Source organism: Pseudomonas mohnii, assembly GCF_900105115.1.
Lineage (GTDB): Bacteria > Pseudomonadota > Gammaproteobacteria > Pseudomonadales > Pseudomonadaceae > Aquipseudomonas > Aquipseudomonas mohnii.
The window spans coordinates 5,783,005-5,797,428 of sequence record NZ_FNRV01000001.1; the positions used below are offsets into that span (position 1 = coordinate 5,783,005).

General features: G+C 60.5%; 11 protein-coding genes. 7 read left to right on the forward strand and 4 right to left on the reverse strand.

Going from position 1 to position 14,424, the window contains the following annotated elements; all coding sequences use genetic code 11:
- Positions 1-27: 27 nt before the first annotated feature.
- Genes BLV61_RS27070 through BLV61_RS27080 form a run of 3 tightly spaced genes read left to right on the forward strand, consistent with a single transcriptional unit; the run spans position 28 to position 3,508 of the window.
- Positions 28-1,404 carry an iron-containing redox enzyme family protein gene (locus BLV61_RS27070; RefSeq protein ID WP_090468587.1) on the forward strand — a complete coding sequence of 459 codons (1,377 nt, stop codon included), beginning with the start codon at positions 28-30 and terminating at the stop codon, positions 1,402-1,404.
- Between the two features lie 29 nt (positions 1,405-1,433).
- Positions 1,434-2,384, forward strand: a complete 951-nt coding sequence (locus BLV61_RS27075; RefSeq protein WP_047527896.1) for a methyltransferase — start codon at positions 1,434-1,436, stop codon at positions 2,382-2,384.
- Between the two features lie 2 nt (positions 2,385-2,386).
- Complete coding sequence (locus BLV61_RS27080; protein ID WP_047527898.1) at positions 2,387-3,508, forward strand: carboxylate-amine ligase; 1,122 nt, start codon at positions 2,387-2,389, stop codon at positions 3,506-3,508.
- A 9-nt stretch (positions 3,509-3,517) separates the two neighbouring features.
- Here BLV61_RS27080 and BLV61_RS31370 read toward each other — a convergent pair whose 3' ends face one another.
- From BLV61_RS31370 to BLV61_RS27090, 3 genes are all read right to left on the reverse strand, one after another.
- Positions 3,518-3,676: a hypothetical protein gene (locus BLV61_RS31370; protein ID WP_167361810.1), complete on the reverse strand. Its 159-nt coding sequence runs from the start codon at positions 3,674-3,676 to the stop codon at positions 3,518-3,520.
- Between the two features lie 155 nt (positions 3,677-3,831).
- Positions 3,832-4,323: a copper chaperone PCu(A)C gene (locus BLV61_RS27085; RefSeq protein ID WP_047527899.1), complete on the reverse strand. Its 492-nt coding sequence runs from the start codon at positions 4,321-4,323 to the stop codon at positions 3,832-3,834.
- On the reverse strand, positions 4,323-4,928 hold the full coding sequence (locus BLV61_RS27090; protein WP_047527901.1) for an SCO family protein: 606 nt from the start codon (positions 4,926-4,928) through the stop codon (positions 4,323-4,325). The genes BLV61_RS27085 and BLV61_RS27090 overlap by 1 nt, the downstream gene beginning before the upstream one ends.
- Before the next feature lie 693 nt (positions 4,929-5,621).
- On the opposite strand from BLV61_RS27090, the gene BLV61_RS27095 reads away from it, so the two are divergent.
- The 3 genes from BLV61_RS27095 (at position 5,622) to nirD (ending at position 10,405) form a co-directional block, all read left to right on the forward strand.
- Positions 5,622-6,947, forward strand: a complete 1,326-nt coding sequence (locus BLV61_RS27095; protein ID WP_090468589.1) for an OprD family porin — start codon at positions 5,622-5,624, stop codon at positions 6,945-6,947.
- 522 nt (positions 6,948-7,469) lie between these two features.
- Positions 7,470-10,031 carry a nitrite reductase large subunit NirB gene (gene nirB, locus BLV61_RS27100; protein ID WP_090468591.1) on the forward strand — a complete coding sequence of 854 codons (2,562 nt, stop codon included), beginning with the start codon at positions 7,470-7,472 and terminating at the stop codon, positions 10,029-10,031.
- Positions 10,031-10,405 (forward strand): nitrite reductase small subunit NirD, encoded by a 375-nt coding sequence (gene nirD, locus BLV61_RS27105; RefSeq protein ID WP_090468593.1) that lies wholly within the window; start codon positions 10,031-10,033, stop codon positions 10,403-10,405. Before nirB ends, nirD begins: the two co-directional genes overlap by 1 nt.
- A gap of 158 nt (positions 10,406-10,563) precedes the next feature.
- Here nirD and ilvD read toward each other — a convergent pair whose 3' ends face one another.
- Positions 10,564-12,246, reverse strand: coding sequence for a dihydroxy-acid dehydratase (gene ilvD, locus BLV61_RS27110; RefSeq protein ID WP_090468595.1), 1,683 nt, complete (start codon positions 12,244-12,246; stop codon positions 10,564-10,566).
- Between the two features lie 374 nt (positions 12,247-12,620).
- On the opposite strand from ilvD, the gene mqo reads away from it, so the two are divergent.
- A complete protein-coding gene (gene mqo / locus BLV61_RS27115) occupies positions 12,621-14,264 on the forward strand; it encodes a malate dehydrogenase (quinone) (RefSeq protein ID WP_047527910.1) in 1,644 nt (547 codons plus the stop codon).
- Positions 14,265-14,424 lie beyond the last annotated feature (160 nt).

Below are 14,424 nucleotides of genomic sequence, written 5' to 3' on the forward strand. Positions count from 1 at the left end.
AAATGCATGGCCCAGGAGAATGACCTCATGACCGTGTTCACACTTTTGTCCGGCACGTCCTCGACACTGACTGATTCAAGTCATGAACAGTGCCGCGACCTCTACGGCGTGTTGTACAGCAATGCTCCCGATGCCGGATCAAGGGGGGAAACCTTCCTGCGCCAACAACTGGCCCGCGCCGCTGAGCTGCCATGTGACTTGCCCGAAACGCCGGAGCAATTGTCGGCATGGGCCGAACTGCATTGTGCCGAGGTGGCACGCGACTATGCCCGGTACATCGAGGAGCGCCAGCAGGGCGGCGCACGGCGTTATTTTCAGAACAAGGCTCACGCGCTGTATTTCCTGCAACGGGTCGCGCCGACCAAAGAGGTCGATGGCGCCTGGCTGGAGGGGGTGGTGGATTGCTGGCAGGACCAACGGTTCGACGGTCTGCTGACCACCTACCTCGAGGAACTCGGCAGTGGCGACCCCCGGCAGAACCATGTGGTGATTTACCGCCAGTTACTGGCCGACCATGACGCGCAGGATCAGCAAGGGCTGGATGACCAGTACTTTCTGCAAGGCGCGATTCAACTGGCGCTGGGACGCTGCGGCGCGGCGTTCATGCCGGAGGTGATCGGCTACAACCTCGGTTACGAGCAACTGCCGTTGCACCTGTTGATCAGCGCCTATGAACTGCGTGAGCTGGGCATTGATCCGTATTATTTCACCCTGCATGTGACCATCGACAACGTCAGCAGCGGACATGCACGCAAGGCCATCCAGGCGCTGCTGGACTTGATGCCTGTTGACGAGGGGCGGGACGAGTTCTATCGCCGCGTGGCACTGGGTTATCGCCTCAACGATCTGGGAACAGGCTCGACGGCGGTGATACAGGGCTTCGATTTGCATCGCGAAGTGCTCGCCATGCTCGAGCGCAAACGCAGCTTCGGTCAGCACATGCATTCCGACTACTGCCGGATCGAGGGCAAGACCGTGAACGAGTGGCTGTCGGCGCCCGGGCAGGTGGAGGACTTTCTCGGCGCACTGGAGCGCAAGGGTTGGATCAAGCGCCATTGTCCACCACAGGAAAGTCGCTTCTGGAATTTGATCGAAGGCAGCACCGCCGCCATGTTCGGCGTGTTCAGTGGTTACGAGAAGCAGCTGCTGCGCGACTGGATGGCCGGTGACTGGCAAGACCCGAAAAGTCAGCCATCACCGCGTCGCAAGCACGACGAGAACCACGCCGACGCCGGGTGGGCGGATGATCCGGAACTCAAGGCATTGCAGGACTCTCTGAGCGAGCAATCGCCACGGCAACAGCTTGAGTCGTTGATTCCGTGGCTGTCGGCACAGCGTCATTGCCGTCCGGCCGGGCTCTACGCCACCCGACGCTTCATTGAATTGCGTACCCGTCTGCGCTGACCCCTTTGCACTGACTCAAGGAGCGCCACATGTCAGTACAACAAAACGCCGATCAAGGCTTACTGGAGTTGGGCAAGCGCCTGCTCGCCGGGCATTATCGTTTCGTCACCCCGACGCCGTTGACCCACCAAAGGGTTCTTCAGCGCCTGGCGACACCGCTGGCCAGGGACCTGCGCGATGTTTTCGGTTGGTCGATGCCGTTCGATCACCGGTTGTTTGCGACGGAGGGACTGGCGGCGCTGGAGCAGGCAGGCATCGTCGAAAGGGATGGCTCGCTGTGGCGCAGCACCGTGCGCTGGTCAACCCTCGAAGGATTGCTGTTCGCCCATTCGGCGTACCCGACGACCCAGGCCGACTCGGTGTTTTTCGGTCCCGACAGCTACCGCTTTGCCCGGTTGATCGAAGCGCATTTGCAGCAGTGTTTCGAGCCTGTGCGGCGCGTGGTGGACATCGGTTGTGGTGCCGGCGTCGGCGCGTTGATCGTCGCCCGCGCCCGACGGGACGCCCAAGTGCTGGCCGTGGACATCAACCCGCGAGCGCTGCGACTGTCGGCCGTCAACGCCGAGTTGGCCGGGGCCAGCAACGTCACGGTCTATCACAGCGATGTGCTGGGCAGCGTCGAAGGTGCATTCGATCTGATCATCGCCAACCCGCCCTATATGAACGACAGCCAGCACCGCGCCTATCGCGATGGCGGTGGCGCCTTGGGCGAAGCCCTGTCACTGCGCATCGTTCGCGAAGCGTTGCCGCGCCTGCACGTGGGCGGCAGCCTGGTGCTGTACACGGGGGTGGCGATGGTGGCCGGGAGCGATCCATTTCTGGAGGCCGTGCTGCCCATGCTGTCCGGCGACACCTTTGCCTGGACCTATCGGGAACTGGACCCTGACGTGTTCGGCGAAGAATTGCTCAAGCCTGGTTATGAACGGGCCGAACGCATTGCGGCCGTGGCGCTGACCGTTACCCGCAGACGCGAGGCGTGACCATGAGCCTGGCGCCCCGGTTTGGCATCGAGGAAGAGTATTTCCTCACCGACCTCACGACCCGCCAGATGCTCGCTGAACCCGGCGCCGAGCTGCTGAGCGCTTGTCGCGAAGCCATTGGCGAGGGATTTGCCTACGAGATGTTCCAGGGACAAATCGAAGTGGCCTCGCCTGTGTTTACCCAGGCCAGCGAGGCCGCCGATTTTCTCGGCGGCGTGCGTGAGCGCTTGAATCGCGTGCTGGCCGAACGCGGTCTGGGGCTGCTCTGCGCAGGCAGTCACCCGTTGGCGCGCTGGCGTGAGCAGCATGCGACAAGGCTGCCGCACTTCGATCAGCTGTTTCAGGAATATCGATCCGTGGCACAGCGCAGCGTGCTCAGTGGCCTGCATGTGCATGTGGAAATTCCTGCCGGGATCGATCGGATGGCGGTCCTGAACGAGGTGGCGCCCTGGTTGCCGTTGTTGCTGTTGCTCAGTTGCTCCTCGCCCTACTGGGAGGGCATGGACAGTGGTTTCATGAGTTATCGCCAGGTCGTTTGCGACGGCTGGCCGCGCATGGGCATCCCTGAATATTTTCAGAACGACAGCGAATACCAGCGTTATCTGGCGTTGCTGCGGCGTACCGGCGCGATTGAAGACGGCGGCAACGGATGGTGGGGGATTCGCCCGGCCAGTCGTTTTCCCACCCTGGAATTGCGCATGACCGATGCCTGCCCGCGTCTGGCCGACACGGTACTGTTGGCCACGTTGTTTCGAGTGATGGTCGCGTTCGCCATTTCAAGCGCCAACCCCGGCGCTGGATACGATGCGACAGCCCGCTGGTTGCTCAAGGAAAACCAGTGGCAGGCCAAGCGTCATGGGATCGAAGGGCGTTTTGTAATCGATGCAGGAGGCGAGGTGATCAGCGCCGAACAATGGCTCGAACAGCTGCGATCGGTATTGGCGCCCACCGCAGCGCTGATTGGCGAGCCGGGTGTTTACGATGCCGTCCAGGCACTGCTGCTGTCGGGCAACAGTGCCCGTCGTCAATTGGACTGCCATGCCCGGGCCATGGCCCAGGGCGCGGACGCACAGCGATGCCTTGAGCGAGTGGTCGATCATCTGTTGCAAGAAAGCCGCGGCTGACGCCGTCGCTCAATTGCCATCGGCCACCTTGCGCTCTATTTCGGCCACCTTGCGCCGCTGCTCCTCAAGCTTTTGCTCTTCGGTCAGAGGTTGCGTCGGCGGATTGGCTTCGTCCCGACGCTTGGCGTCCTCTGACTCGGCGGGGTTGATCAGGTCATCGTCGTTCATGATGCTTTTCCTCCAGTGTCTGCACATTGGAGGAGGCGCGATGGCAGGAGTTCGGTTTTTTTCCGAACGTCGGACGCTTGCGCGGGAATCGGGGTTGGCTGAGTGCAACCCCTGCCAGTCAATGAGCCGCCTCGGGGGATGAGGCGGTCAGCAGATCATTGCATCTTGCTGTGGTCCATCATCTTGCTGTGATCCATGGTGCCCAGCGCCCTGGCTTCAGCTTCGACGTTGATCGTTTCTTTCTCGCCCTTGGCGTTTTCCACGACCAGGGTCAGCGGCACTTTGCTGCCTTCCTGAACCTGGGCATTCAGGTCCATCAACATGACGTGGTAGCCGCCCGGGTCAAGGCTCACCGGTTTGCCGGCCGGCAGCTCGACGGACTCGACCTGACCCATTTTCATCACGTCGTCTTTCATGCTCATCTGGTGGATTTGCACGGTCTTGGCGACGGGCGACTGTACGCTCAGCAGTTTGCTGTCGGTGTCCGCCTGCAGGGTCATGAAGGCCCCTGTCGAAGGCTGGCCAGCCACCGTCGCGCGGACCCAGGCGTCGTTGACCAGGGTTTGCGCCGATGCTTGCCAGGCCATGCCGATCAGGGACAGGCCCAGGGCCAGTTGTTTAAAACGCTTTGCGTACAACGAAGTCATCAGCAGACCTCCATGACGGTGAGCAGGTCTTCTGCGCACTCTTTTGCGGTAAGGGACGCGGACAGCCCGAGGCGCAAGTTGCCTCTGGAGTCGAAGACGTAGCTGGTCGCGGTGTGGGAGAGGGTGTAGGTGTCGCCGCTCGGGACCTTTTCATAAAACACGCCGAACTCCTTGGCGGTGGCGGCGGTTTCTTCCAGGGTGCCATAGAGCGCCTGGAAGCTCGGGTCGAAGGCCTTGACGTATTTGTCGAGCATTTGCGGGGTATCGCGCTCGGGGTCCAGGGTGATGAAGATCACTTGCAGGCGTTCGCCGTCGCGGCCCATCAGTTTCTTGGCCTGGGCGGCGCGGGCCAGTGTCGTCGGGCACACCGCGGGGCATTGGGTGAAACCGAAGAAGATCATCGGCATCAGGCCACGGTAGCTGCCGAGCATCCGGGTCTCGCCCTGGGCGTCCTTGAGCTTGAAGTTACGCCCCATGATCTTGTCGCTCAGATCCTTGCCGTACTTGAACGACAGCTTGCTGCTGTCATCACAGCCGGCGAGCAGGCCAAGGCTCAGCAGGCCCATGCCTTGAAGGACTGTGCGACGGGTATACAACGTACTCATGGAAAAAAGCTTCCTGTGTCACCACTGAAAAACCACAGTGCCTGACGTATCAGGCGAAAAAAAGCGCGTGGATGTTAACAAACTGTTGCCCTGTGGCGCTCAATCGGTCGCCCGCCGGTCATGCGCCAAATGGTCGCGGCCAGCCGTTCACAACCCGGCTAATCGCGCCTTTGCGGACACAGTGCAGATGCACCCGCGTGCGCGATTGATGGTCGGAGAGCCCGATGACGACAACGACTCAATGGTTTTAACGGGCGGGCACTAGCCGATGGATTCGGCGTGTTCGTCTACTTCTTTTTTGCGGTGCCTTCAGTGTTGGACATTTGAGTCAAGCTCAAATGCCGGGGTGTGTTCGGCTATATAACGAGCCCGCTCTAAGCGAGATAAGGTATCTGTTTGTATAAGCCCGAATTGTTGCAGGAATTGATAATTACTTTCACGGGAAACCGGATCAATGTTTCGGTGCGAAAGTGTTATAAGTTTTTCGCCTTAGGGCCTGCCATGTAATAAAAATAAACCGTTATAAAACGGTGTATCACTCTGCGCATTCAAAAGATTGCGACTTAGAGCCTTTTTTTCTTATCTGCCATTGACTTACGACTGTTCGCTTTTGACGGCCCGACTTCAGGGGATGCCCTGCTTTTTGCGCATTGAGAGACGAGGCAGTTCTATTAAAAAACAGGGGAACGAACAATGTCTTTGAAGTGGAATTTGGTGGCGCTGGCTGTTTCACTGGGTGTTAGTCAACTAGCGTCGGCCGCTGGTGTGGAAGACCAAGCGACTGCCAAGGGGTTTGTTGAAGGCAGCAGTTTGAACCTCCTACTTCGCAACTTTTATTTTGATCGTGACGGTAAAAATACGGCGGGCGACAAACAGGACTGGTTGCAAGTGACACAAGGCAACTTCACTTCCGGCTTCACCCAAGGCACCGTCGGCTTTGGTGTGGATGCTTACGGGTATTGGGGGGTGAAGCTGGACGGTGGCAAAGGCAATGCGGATTCCGGCAACTTGCCGGTCGACAGCAACGGCCGGCCGAAGGATGACTTTAGCAGCGCAGGCGCGTCGATCAAGGCCCGGTTCTCCAAGACTGAACTGCACTATGGCAACTTGCAGCCCAACAACCCGGTCCTGGCCACGGCGGGTACGCGTGCTACGCCTCAAACGGCGACCGGTTTCAACCTGTTGAGCAGCGAAATCGAAGGGTTGAACCTCGACGCCGGGCACTTCACCGCCAGTAACGGTTCGACCACAACCAACAATAGCCATGACCTGTATGCCGGTTATGCAAACGTGGCGGCCAAGAGTATTGACTACCTTGGCGGCAAGTACACGCTGACCGATAACTTGTCCATGAGCTTGTTTGCATCGGACCTCAAAGACGTCTGGCACCAATACTATGGCAATGCCAACTACACGATCCCGTTCACTGCCGATCAGTCACTGAACCTGGACTTCAATATCTACCGCACCCTCGATTCCGGCCAGTCCAAAGCCGGCGCCATCGACAACACCACTTGGTCGATGGCTGCGGCGTACTCTTTCCTGAGTGCTCACACCGTTACACTGGCGTTCCAGAAAGTTCATGGCGACACGCCGTTTGACTATGTGGCCGTTGGTAATAACAAGTCGGGTGATTTGGCCGACTCCATCTTCCTGGCCAACTCGGTTCAGTACTCTGACTTTAACGGTCCAGGCGAAAAATCCTGGCAGGCCCGTTACGACCTGAACATGGCGGCCTATGGCGTGCCGGGGCTGAGCTTTATGACGCGCTACCTGAACGGCGACAATATCGACGGCACCCACATGCCGGTCGGCAGCGCCTACCAGGCCTATGGTTATGGCTCTGACGGCAAGCACCACGAAACCGACTTCGAAGCCAAATACGTGGTGCAGACCGGTCCAGCCAAAGACTTGTCGATGCGGGTGCGTCAAGCCTGGCACCGCGGTAACGCCGATCAGGCGGAAGGGGATTACAACGAAACCCGTCTGATCGTGGATTACCCGATCTCGATTTTCTAAGCGCAAGACCGCCGGTCAGGCCCCAGGGGCGCACCGCGTTGACGGCCAGTTTCAGCCCTGCTGAAGCTGGCCGTTTTGTTTACATAAAGCGCTTCCCTGGATGCACTTTTAAAGCGCCGTGGCGGGCGACGTGCACCAGTGCGAGGCGATTTGCCGGGTGTTTCAGCGTCACCTGTCACCCGCCGTTGGAACGCCTCCATCCTGCCGGGAACGCCTCTGACCCACCCTCGCAAGGCCATTTCCATCGCGTGATGGACCCGTTTCGCGTATCGCGCAACGCATCCGTCACCCACTGGCACAAAGGCTGCATTAATCCCCTCAAGTCCATCTGAAAAAGAGGGACAGCCCTCTCGGTCAACGACGATCGACTGGCCGCACAGGTCGTGGGCTACATCGGTGGATCAGGCATAGCCGTCTGGTTTCAACACCGCAAAAGAACAGGCAAAGACGCCTGGAACCGCAAGGTTTCAGGCGTTTTTTTTTGCTTTTTTTTACCGTGATTGGCTTTGGCAGGTGTCGTTTATGAATTCCAATGTAGCCACGTTAAACAAGCTGCAAACGCTGGTCGTGATCGGCAACGGCATGGTCGGACATCATTGTGTGGAACAGTTGATCGAGCGCGGAGCCCTTGATCGCTATCGCTTGCACGTCTTCAGCGAAGAGCCGATGCGCGCTTACGACCGTGTGCACCTTTCCGAATACTTCTCCGGCCGCGACGCCGAGTCGTTGGCGCTGAGCGATGCATCGTTGTACCAGACGCCCGGCGTCACCCTGCACCTGGGGGTGCCGGTGCTGGAAATCGACCGCGAGCGTCGTCAGGTCATCACCGCGCAAGGGTGTGTCAGCTACGACAAACTGGTCCTGGCCACCGGCTCCTACCCCTTTGTGCCGCCGATTGAAGGCGCTGAAGGCGACTCGCGCCTGGTCTATCGCACCCTCGAAGACCTCGACGCCATTCGAGCGGCGGCGGCCAATGCCCGGCGCGGCGTCGTGGTCGGCGGTGGCCTGCTCGGTCTGGAAGCGGCCAACGCGCTCAAGCGCCTGGGCCTTGAAGCCCACGTCGTGGAGTTCGCCCCGCGCCTGATGCCGGTGCAACTGGACGATCTGGGTGGCCTGGCGCTCAAGGCACAAATCGAACGCCTGGGCGTCGGCGTGCACCTGTCCCGCGCCACGCAATCGATCAGCGCCGGTGAGGACTATCGCTATCGGATGAATTTTGCCAACGACGAATTCCTCGAAACCGACCTGGTGGTGTTCTCCGCCGGTATCCGTGCGCAAGACGCGCTGGCTCGCCAATGTGCGCTGGAGATCGGCCCCCGCGGTGGCGTGGTGATCGACGACACCTGCTTGAGCTGCGACCCGAACATCTACGCCATCGGCGAGTGCGCATCGTGGAATGGCAGCCTGTTCGGCCTGGTTGCTCCCGGCTATCAAATGGCGCGCAGCGTTGCCGCGCGGCTGTGTGATGACGTGGCCGAGCCGTTCCAGGGGGCGGACATGTCGACCAAGCTCAAACTGCTGGGCGTCGACGTCGGCTCCATCGGCGACGCCCACGCGAATACACCGGGTGCCCGCAGCTACCAGTTCATCGACGAGACGAGCGCCGGCTACCGGCGCCTGGTGGTGGACGCCACCGGCAAGCGCGTGCTTGGTGCGGTGCTGATCGGCGACAACAGCTACTACGACACCCTGCTGCAATACATGCAGAACGCGATTGCCTTGCCGTCCGAACCGGCCGCGCTGATTCTGCCGTCGTCCGAAGGCGCGCCGACCCTGGGGCCGGGCGCCTTGCCGGAAGCGGCGACGATCTGCTCTTGCCATAACGTGACCAAGGGCGCCATCTGCTCGGCCATCGACGGCGGTTGCACCGACCTGGGTCTGCTCAAGTCACAGACCAAGGCCTGTACCGGCTGCGGCGGTTGCGCCGGTCTGCTCAAGCAAGTGTTCGAGCATGAGTTGACCGCCCGGGGCGTCAGTGTCGACAAGAGCCTGTGCGAGCACTTCGCCTACACCCGCCAGGAGCTGTATGCGCTGGTTCGGGTGGAAGGGCTCATCACCTTCGACAAACTGCTGGCCAGACATGGCCGGGGTCACACCGGTTGCGACGTGTGCAAGCCGGCCGTGGGCTCGATCCTCGCCTCGTGCTGGAACCAGCCGATCATGGACCCGTCGCTGGTGCCGTTGCAGGACACCAACGACACCTTCATGGCCAACATGCAGAAGAACGGCACCTATTCGGTGGTGCCGCGCATTCCCGGTGGCGAGATCACGGCCGACAAGCTGATTGCCATAGGCGTGGTCGCGAAGAAATACGACCTCTACACCAAGATCACCGGCGGCCAGCGCATCGACCTGTTCGGCGCCCAGTTGCATGAGCTGCCGGACATCTGGGCCGAGTTGATCGAAGCCGGTTTCGAAACCGGGCACGCCTACGGCAAATCGACCCGTACGGTGAAATCTTGCGTCGGCAGCACCTGGTGCCGCTACGGCGTGCAGGACAGCGTGCAAATGGCCCTGACCCTCGAGGATCGCTACAAGGGCCTGCGTTCGCCGCACAAGCTCAAGTTCGCCGTGTCCGGTTGCACCCGCGAGTGCGCCGAGGCGCAAAGCAAGGACGTCGGCGTGATTGCCACCGAGAAAGGCTGGAACCTCTACATCGCCGGCAACGGAGGCATGCGTCCACGTCACGCCGAGCTGTTCGCCACCGACCTGGATGACGCGACCCTGATCCGCTACATCGACCGCTTCCTGATGTTCTACATCCGCACCGCCGACAAACTGCAGCGCACCTCGGTCTGGCGCGAAAGCCTCGAGGGCGGCCTGGATTACCTCAAGGACGTGATCCTCCACGACAGCCTGGGCCTGGGCGCCGAACTGGAGTCGCAGATGCAGCTGGTGGTCAACCGCTATGAATGCGAGTGGGCCAACGCCCTCAAGGACCCGGAAAAGCTCAAGCGCTTCCGCACCTTCGTCAACGATAAACGCCCGGACCCGGACATTCACTTTGTTCAGGAACGTGGTCAACGCCGGCCGATCATGGCGGCCGAACTCAACCTGATCCCTGTTACCGAGGAGACTGTCTGATGACTCAGTCCAATACCCAACGCGTTGAAACCGGTGTGTCAGCCGTCTGGCAATCGGTGTGCAGCCAACAGGATCTGGTGAATGACTCCGGTGTGGTGGTGTGGCTGGACGGCGCGCAAGTGGCGCTGTTCTACCTGCCGGGCGTCGAGGGAAAAAACCTCTACGCCATCGACAATCACGACCCGCAATCGGGGGCCAATGTCATCGGCCGCGGTCTGGTCGGCAGCCTCAAGGGCGATCTGGTGGTGGCGTCACCGATCTACAAGCAGCATTTTCGCCTGGAGGACGGCACCTGCCTGGAGTACCCGCAACAGCGTCTGCGGGTCTGGCCGGTGCGGTTGAATGATGGGGTCGTGGAGGTCGGGGTGGCCTGACAACACCTTTTTGTAGGGGCTGCGGTGCGGCGATCCGACTTGCCAGCGAAGACTGCAGCATATTCACCATCAATGTGGGCAGAACCGACGCTTTCGCTGGCAAGCCAGCTCCCACAGTGATCATTGGTCGCACCGGAAATCCGGGGCACAGGGAGGCTTTAGAGGTATTTGTCCGTGACGGCGCCTTCAGAGGCGCTGGACACGGTCTTCGCGTACTTGGCCAGCACCCCGCGTGTGTACTTCGATTCCGGCCGCACCCAACGACTCTTGCGTTCGGCCAGTTCGGCATCGGACACATCGACCGTGATCTGTCGGGTTTCGGCGTCGATGGTGATGTTGTCACCGTTTTCGATCAGCGCAATCGGTCCGCCGTCAAACGCCTCGGGCGTGATATGCCCCACGACAAAACCGTGTGAGCCGCCGGAGAAACGGCCGTCGGTGATCAGCGCCACCTCCTTGCCCAATCCCTTGCCCATCACCGCCGAGGTCGGCGAGAGCATTTCGCGCATGCCCGGCCCGCCCTTGGGGCCTTCGTAACGAATCACGATCACTTCGCCCGGTTGCACTTCACCGTTGAGGATGCCCGCCAGCGCATCTTCTTCGCCGTGGTAGACCCGTGCCGTGCCTTCAAAGCGCAGGCCTTCCTTGCCGGTGATCTTGGCCACGGCACCGGTGGGCGAGAGATTGCCGCGCAGGATCACCAGGTGCGAGTCCTTCTTGATCGGTTGGTCGAAGGGCAGGATCACGTCCTGGCCGGCCGGGTAGTCGGGGACGTGCGCGAGGTTTTCGGCCAGGGTCTTGCCGGTGACGGTCAGCACATCGCCATGCAGCATCCCGGCTGCCAGCATGCGTTTCATCAAGGGTTGAATGCCGCCGATGGCCACCAGTTCGCTCATCATGTATTTGCCGCTGGGGCGCAGGTCGGCGACCACGGGAGAAACCTTGCCCAGCTCGACGAAGTCATCGAGGGTCAGTTCGACATCGACCGCATGGGCCATGGCCAACAGGTGCAACACGGCGTTGGTCGAGCCGGCGAGGGCGATCACCACGCGGATGGCATTTTCGAAGGCCTTGCGGGTCATGATGTCGCGCGGTTTGAGGTCAAGCTTGAGCAGTTCCATGACCTGCTGGCCGGCCCGGAAACTGTCCGAAGCCTTGTCGCTGCCGATGGCGTCCTGGGAGCTGGAACCGGGCAGGCTCATGCCCAGCGCCTCGATGGCCGACGCCATGGTGTTGGCGGTGTACATGCCGCCGCAGGAACCGGGGCCGGGAATGGCCACTTCCTCGATCTGTTTGACCTGGATCTCGCTGATGTCGCCGCGCGCGTGCTGGCCCACGGCCTCGAACACGGAAATGATGTCGGTGTGTCCGGCACCGGGGCGGATGGTGCCGCCATAGACGAAGATCGACGGCCGGTTCAGCCGCGCCATGCCGATCAGGCAGCCCGGCATGTTTTTGTCGCAACCGCCCAGGGTCACCAGTCCGTCGAAGCCTTCGCAACCGGCCACCACCTCGATGGAGTCGGCAATCACCTCACGGGAGACCAGCGAATATTTCATGCCTTCGGTGCCGTTGGCGATGCCGTCGGAAATGGTGATGGTGTTGAAAATCACGCCCTTGGCACCGGCTGCATTCGCGCCTTTTTCGGCTTCGATCGCGAGTTTGTCGATGTGCATGTTGCAAGGTGTGACCATAGCCCAGGTGGAGGCAATGCCGATTTGCGGTTTCTTGAAGTCTTCGTCGGTGAAGCCCACTGCACGGAGCATGGCGCGGGCGGGTGCGGCCTCCACGCCGTCGATGACTTGAGAGGAGTGTTTGCGCAGATCGTCTTTATCGTTCATGGGCGGTTCCTCACAGGCTCAACGGATGACCAGTGAGTATAGTCACCCCTGCACCGCAAGCCTGGCGCCTGCAGATCCATCAACCGCGGGTTTGCCATGTCGTGATATTCTTCGCGCCAACTTGGTTTGACCTATTCAGTTTTCCTGTCCTTGAGACAGGCGAACGGAATCACTGTCGCTCAAGTAGCTGAAGCCAAAAAAGATAAAAAGTCAGTTCAGAAGGGACATATAACTGGGGTCGATACAGTCGGCCTTGTGTGCCCACCCTCCGGATGTCATGCGCGAGAACCTGCGGCAGCCTGCCTGAATGCCGTGAATCAAGGCTCGTGAGTGAAGCTGGAAGGGCGGATTGCGTTTTATCATAGGTGCTACAGATGTTTAAAAAAGTGAACACGGCCCTGCTGGGGCTGGCCCTGTCGTTGGGGATGACGACGGCCCAGGCCGAAGAAGCCAGGAAAGTCGACGTGCTGCTGATTGGTGGCGGCATCATGAGTGCGACCCTTGGCGTCTGGCTCAATGAGCTGGAACCCGGCACCTCGATGGAAATGATCGAGCGTCTCGATGGCGTCGCCCTGGAGAGCTCCAACGGCTGGAACAACGCCGGTACCGGTCACTCCGCCCTGGCCGAATTGAACTACACCCCGGAAGACGAGAACGGCAAAGTCTCGATCCCGAAAGCCGTTGAAATCAACGAAGCTTTCCAGATCTCCCGTCAGTTCTGGGCCTGGCAGGTTCAGCAAGGCGTGCTGAAAAACCCGCGTTCGTTCATCAACTCCACGCCGCACATGAGCTTTGTGTGGGGCGATGACAACATCAAGTTCCTGAAAAAGCGCTATGAAGCCCTGCAAGCGAGCCCGCTGTTCGCCGGCATGCAGTACTCCGAAGACCCGGCGGTGATCAAGAAGTGGGTTCCGCTGATGATGGAAGGGCGTGACCCGAACCAGAAAGTCGCGGCCACCTGGTCTCCGATCGGCACCGATGTGAACTTCGGCGAAATCACGCGTCAATTCGTTGCTCACCTGCAAACCACGCCGAAATTCGACTTGAAGCTGTCCAGCGAAGTGCAGGACATCACCAAGAACGCAGATGGCAGCTGGCGCGTCAGCTACAAAAACCTCAAAGACGGCAGCAAATCCGAAACCGACGCCAAATTCGTGTTCATCGGCGCTGGCGGCGGTGCCCTGCACCTGCTGCAGAAGTCCGGCATTCCTGAAGCCAGGGAATACGCAGGCTTCCCGGTGGGTGGCTCGTTCCTGGTGACCGAAAACCCGGCCATCGCCGAGCAACACCTGGCCAAGGCCTACGGCAAAGCCTCCGTTGGCGCACCGCCGATGTCGGTTCCGCACCTGGACACCCGCGTGCTGGACGGCAAGCGCGTGATCCTGTTTGGCCCGTTCGCGACCTTCTCGACCAAGTTCCTCAAGGAAGGTTCGTACCTGGACCTGCTGACCACCACGACCACGCACAACGTGTGGCCAATGACCAAGGTCGGCATCAAGGAATACCCGCTGGTGGAGTACCTGGCCGGTCAGTTGATGCTGTCGGATGAAGACCGCCTCAATGCCCTGAAGGAATACTTCCCGAACGCCAAGGCTGAAGACTGGCGCCTGTGGCAAGCGGGCCAGCGCGTGCAGATCATCAAGCGTGATGAAGCCGCCGGTGGCGTACTGAAGCTGGGCACCGAGATCGTCGCTTCCCAGGACGGCACCATCGCCGGCCTGCTGGGCGCATCGCCAGGCGCTTCGACCGCTGCACCGATCATGCTGTCGGTACTGCAGAAAGTCTTCAAGGACAAGGTCGCGACCCCGGCCTGGCAAGAGAAGCTGCACCAGATCGTGCCGAGCTACGGCACTGCGCTCAATGCCAGCCCCGAGAAAGTGGCGCAAGAGTGGGCCTACACCGCCAAGGTGCTGGAACTGACTCCGCCACCAGTGATCGGTCAGGTTGCTGCTCCGGCTGTCGAGGCTGAAAAGCCGAAGGCGCCAAAGGAGAACGCCTCGACGGATATGGCGTTGTAATCCGCAGGTCCCATCGTTGTGAACGGGACGCCCGGATGAGCTGATCCGCGATAAAGAAAGCCCGCTGACCCGGTGACGGTCAGCGGGCTTTTTTTTGGGTTTTTAATGACATGCGGCAGGGCAAAACCTGTAGGAGCTGGCCTGTCGGGTCGCCGCATCG

Bases quoted from the DNA above. Each gene is read 5' to 3' on its own strand.
- BLV61_RS27070 (WP_090468587.1), top strand. From the start codon at position 28: ATGACCGTGTTCACACTTTTGTCCGGCACGTCCTCGACACTGACTGAT.
- BLV61_RS27075 (WP_047527896.1), top strand. From the start codon at position 1,434: ATGTCAGTACAACAAAACGCCGATCAAGGCTTACTGGAGTTGGGCAAG.
- BLV61_RS27080 (WP_047527898.1), top strand. From the start codon at position 2,387: ATGAGCCTGGCGCCCCGGTTTGGCATCGAGGAAGAGTATTTCCTCACC.
- BLV61_RS31370 (WP_167361810.1), bottom strand. From the start codon at position 3,676: ATGAACGACGATGACCTGATCAACCCCGCCGAGTCAGAGGACGCCAAG.
- BLV61_RS27085 (WP_047527899.1), bottom strand. From the start codon at position 4,323: ATGACTTCGTTGTACGCAAAGCGTTTTAAACAACTGGCCCTGGGCCTG.
- BLV61_RS27090 (WP_047527901.1), bottom strand. From the start codon at position 4,928: ATGAGTACGTTGTATACCCGTCGCACAGTCCTTCAAGGCATGGGCCTG.
- BLV61_RS27095 (WP_090468589.1), top strand. From the start codon at position 5,622: ATGTCTTTGAAGTGGAATTTGGTGGCGCTGGCTGTTTCACTGGGTGTT.
- nirB (WP_090468591.1), top strand. From the start codon at position 7,470: ATGAATTCCAATGTAGCCACGTTAAACAAGCTGCAAACGCTGGTCGTG.
- nirD (WP_090468593.1), top strand. From the start codon at position 10,031: ATGACTCAGTCCAATACCCAACGCGTTGAAACCGGTGTGTCAGCCGTC.
- ilvD (WP_090468595.1), bottom strand. From the start codon at position 12,246: ATGAACGATAAAGACGATCTGCGCAAACACTCCTCTCAAGTCATCGAC.
- mqo (WP_047527910.1), top strand. From the start codon at position 12,621: ATGTTTAAAAAAGTGAACACGGCCCTGCTGGGGCTGGCCCTGTCGTTG.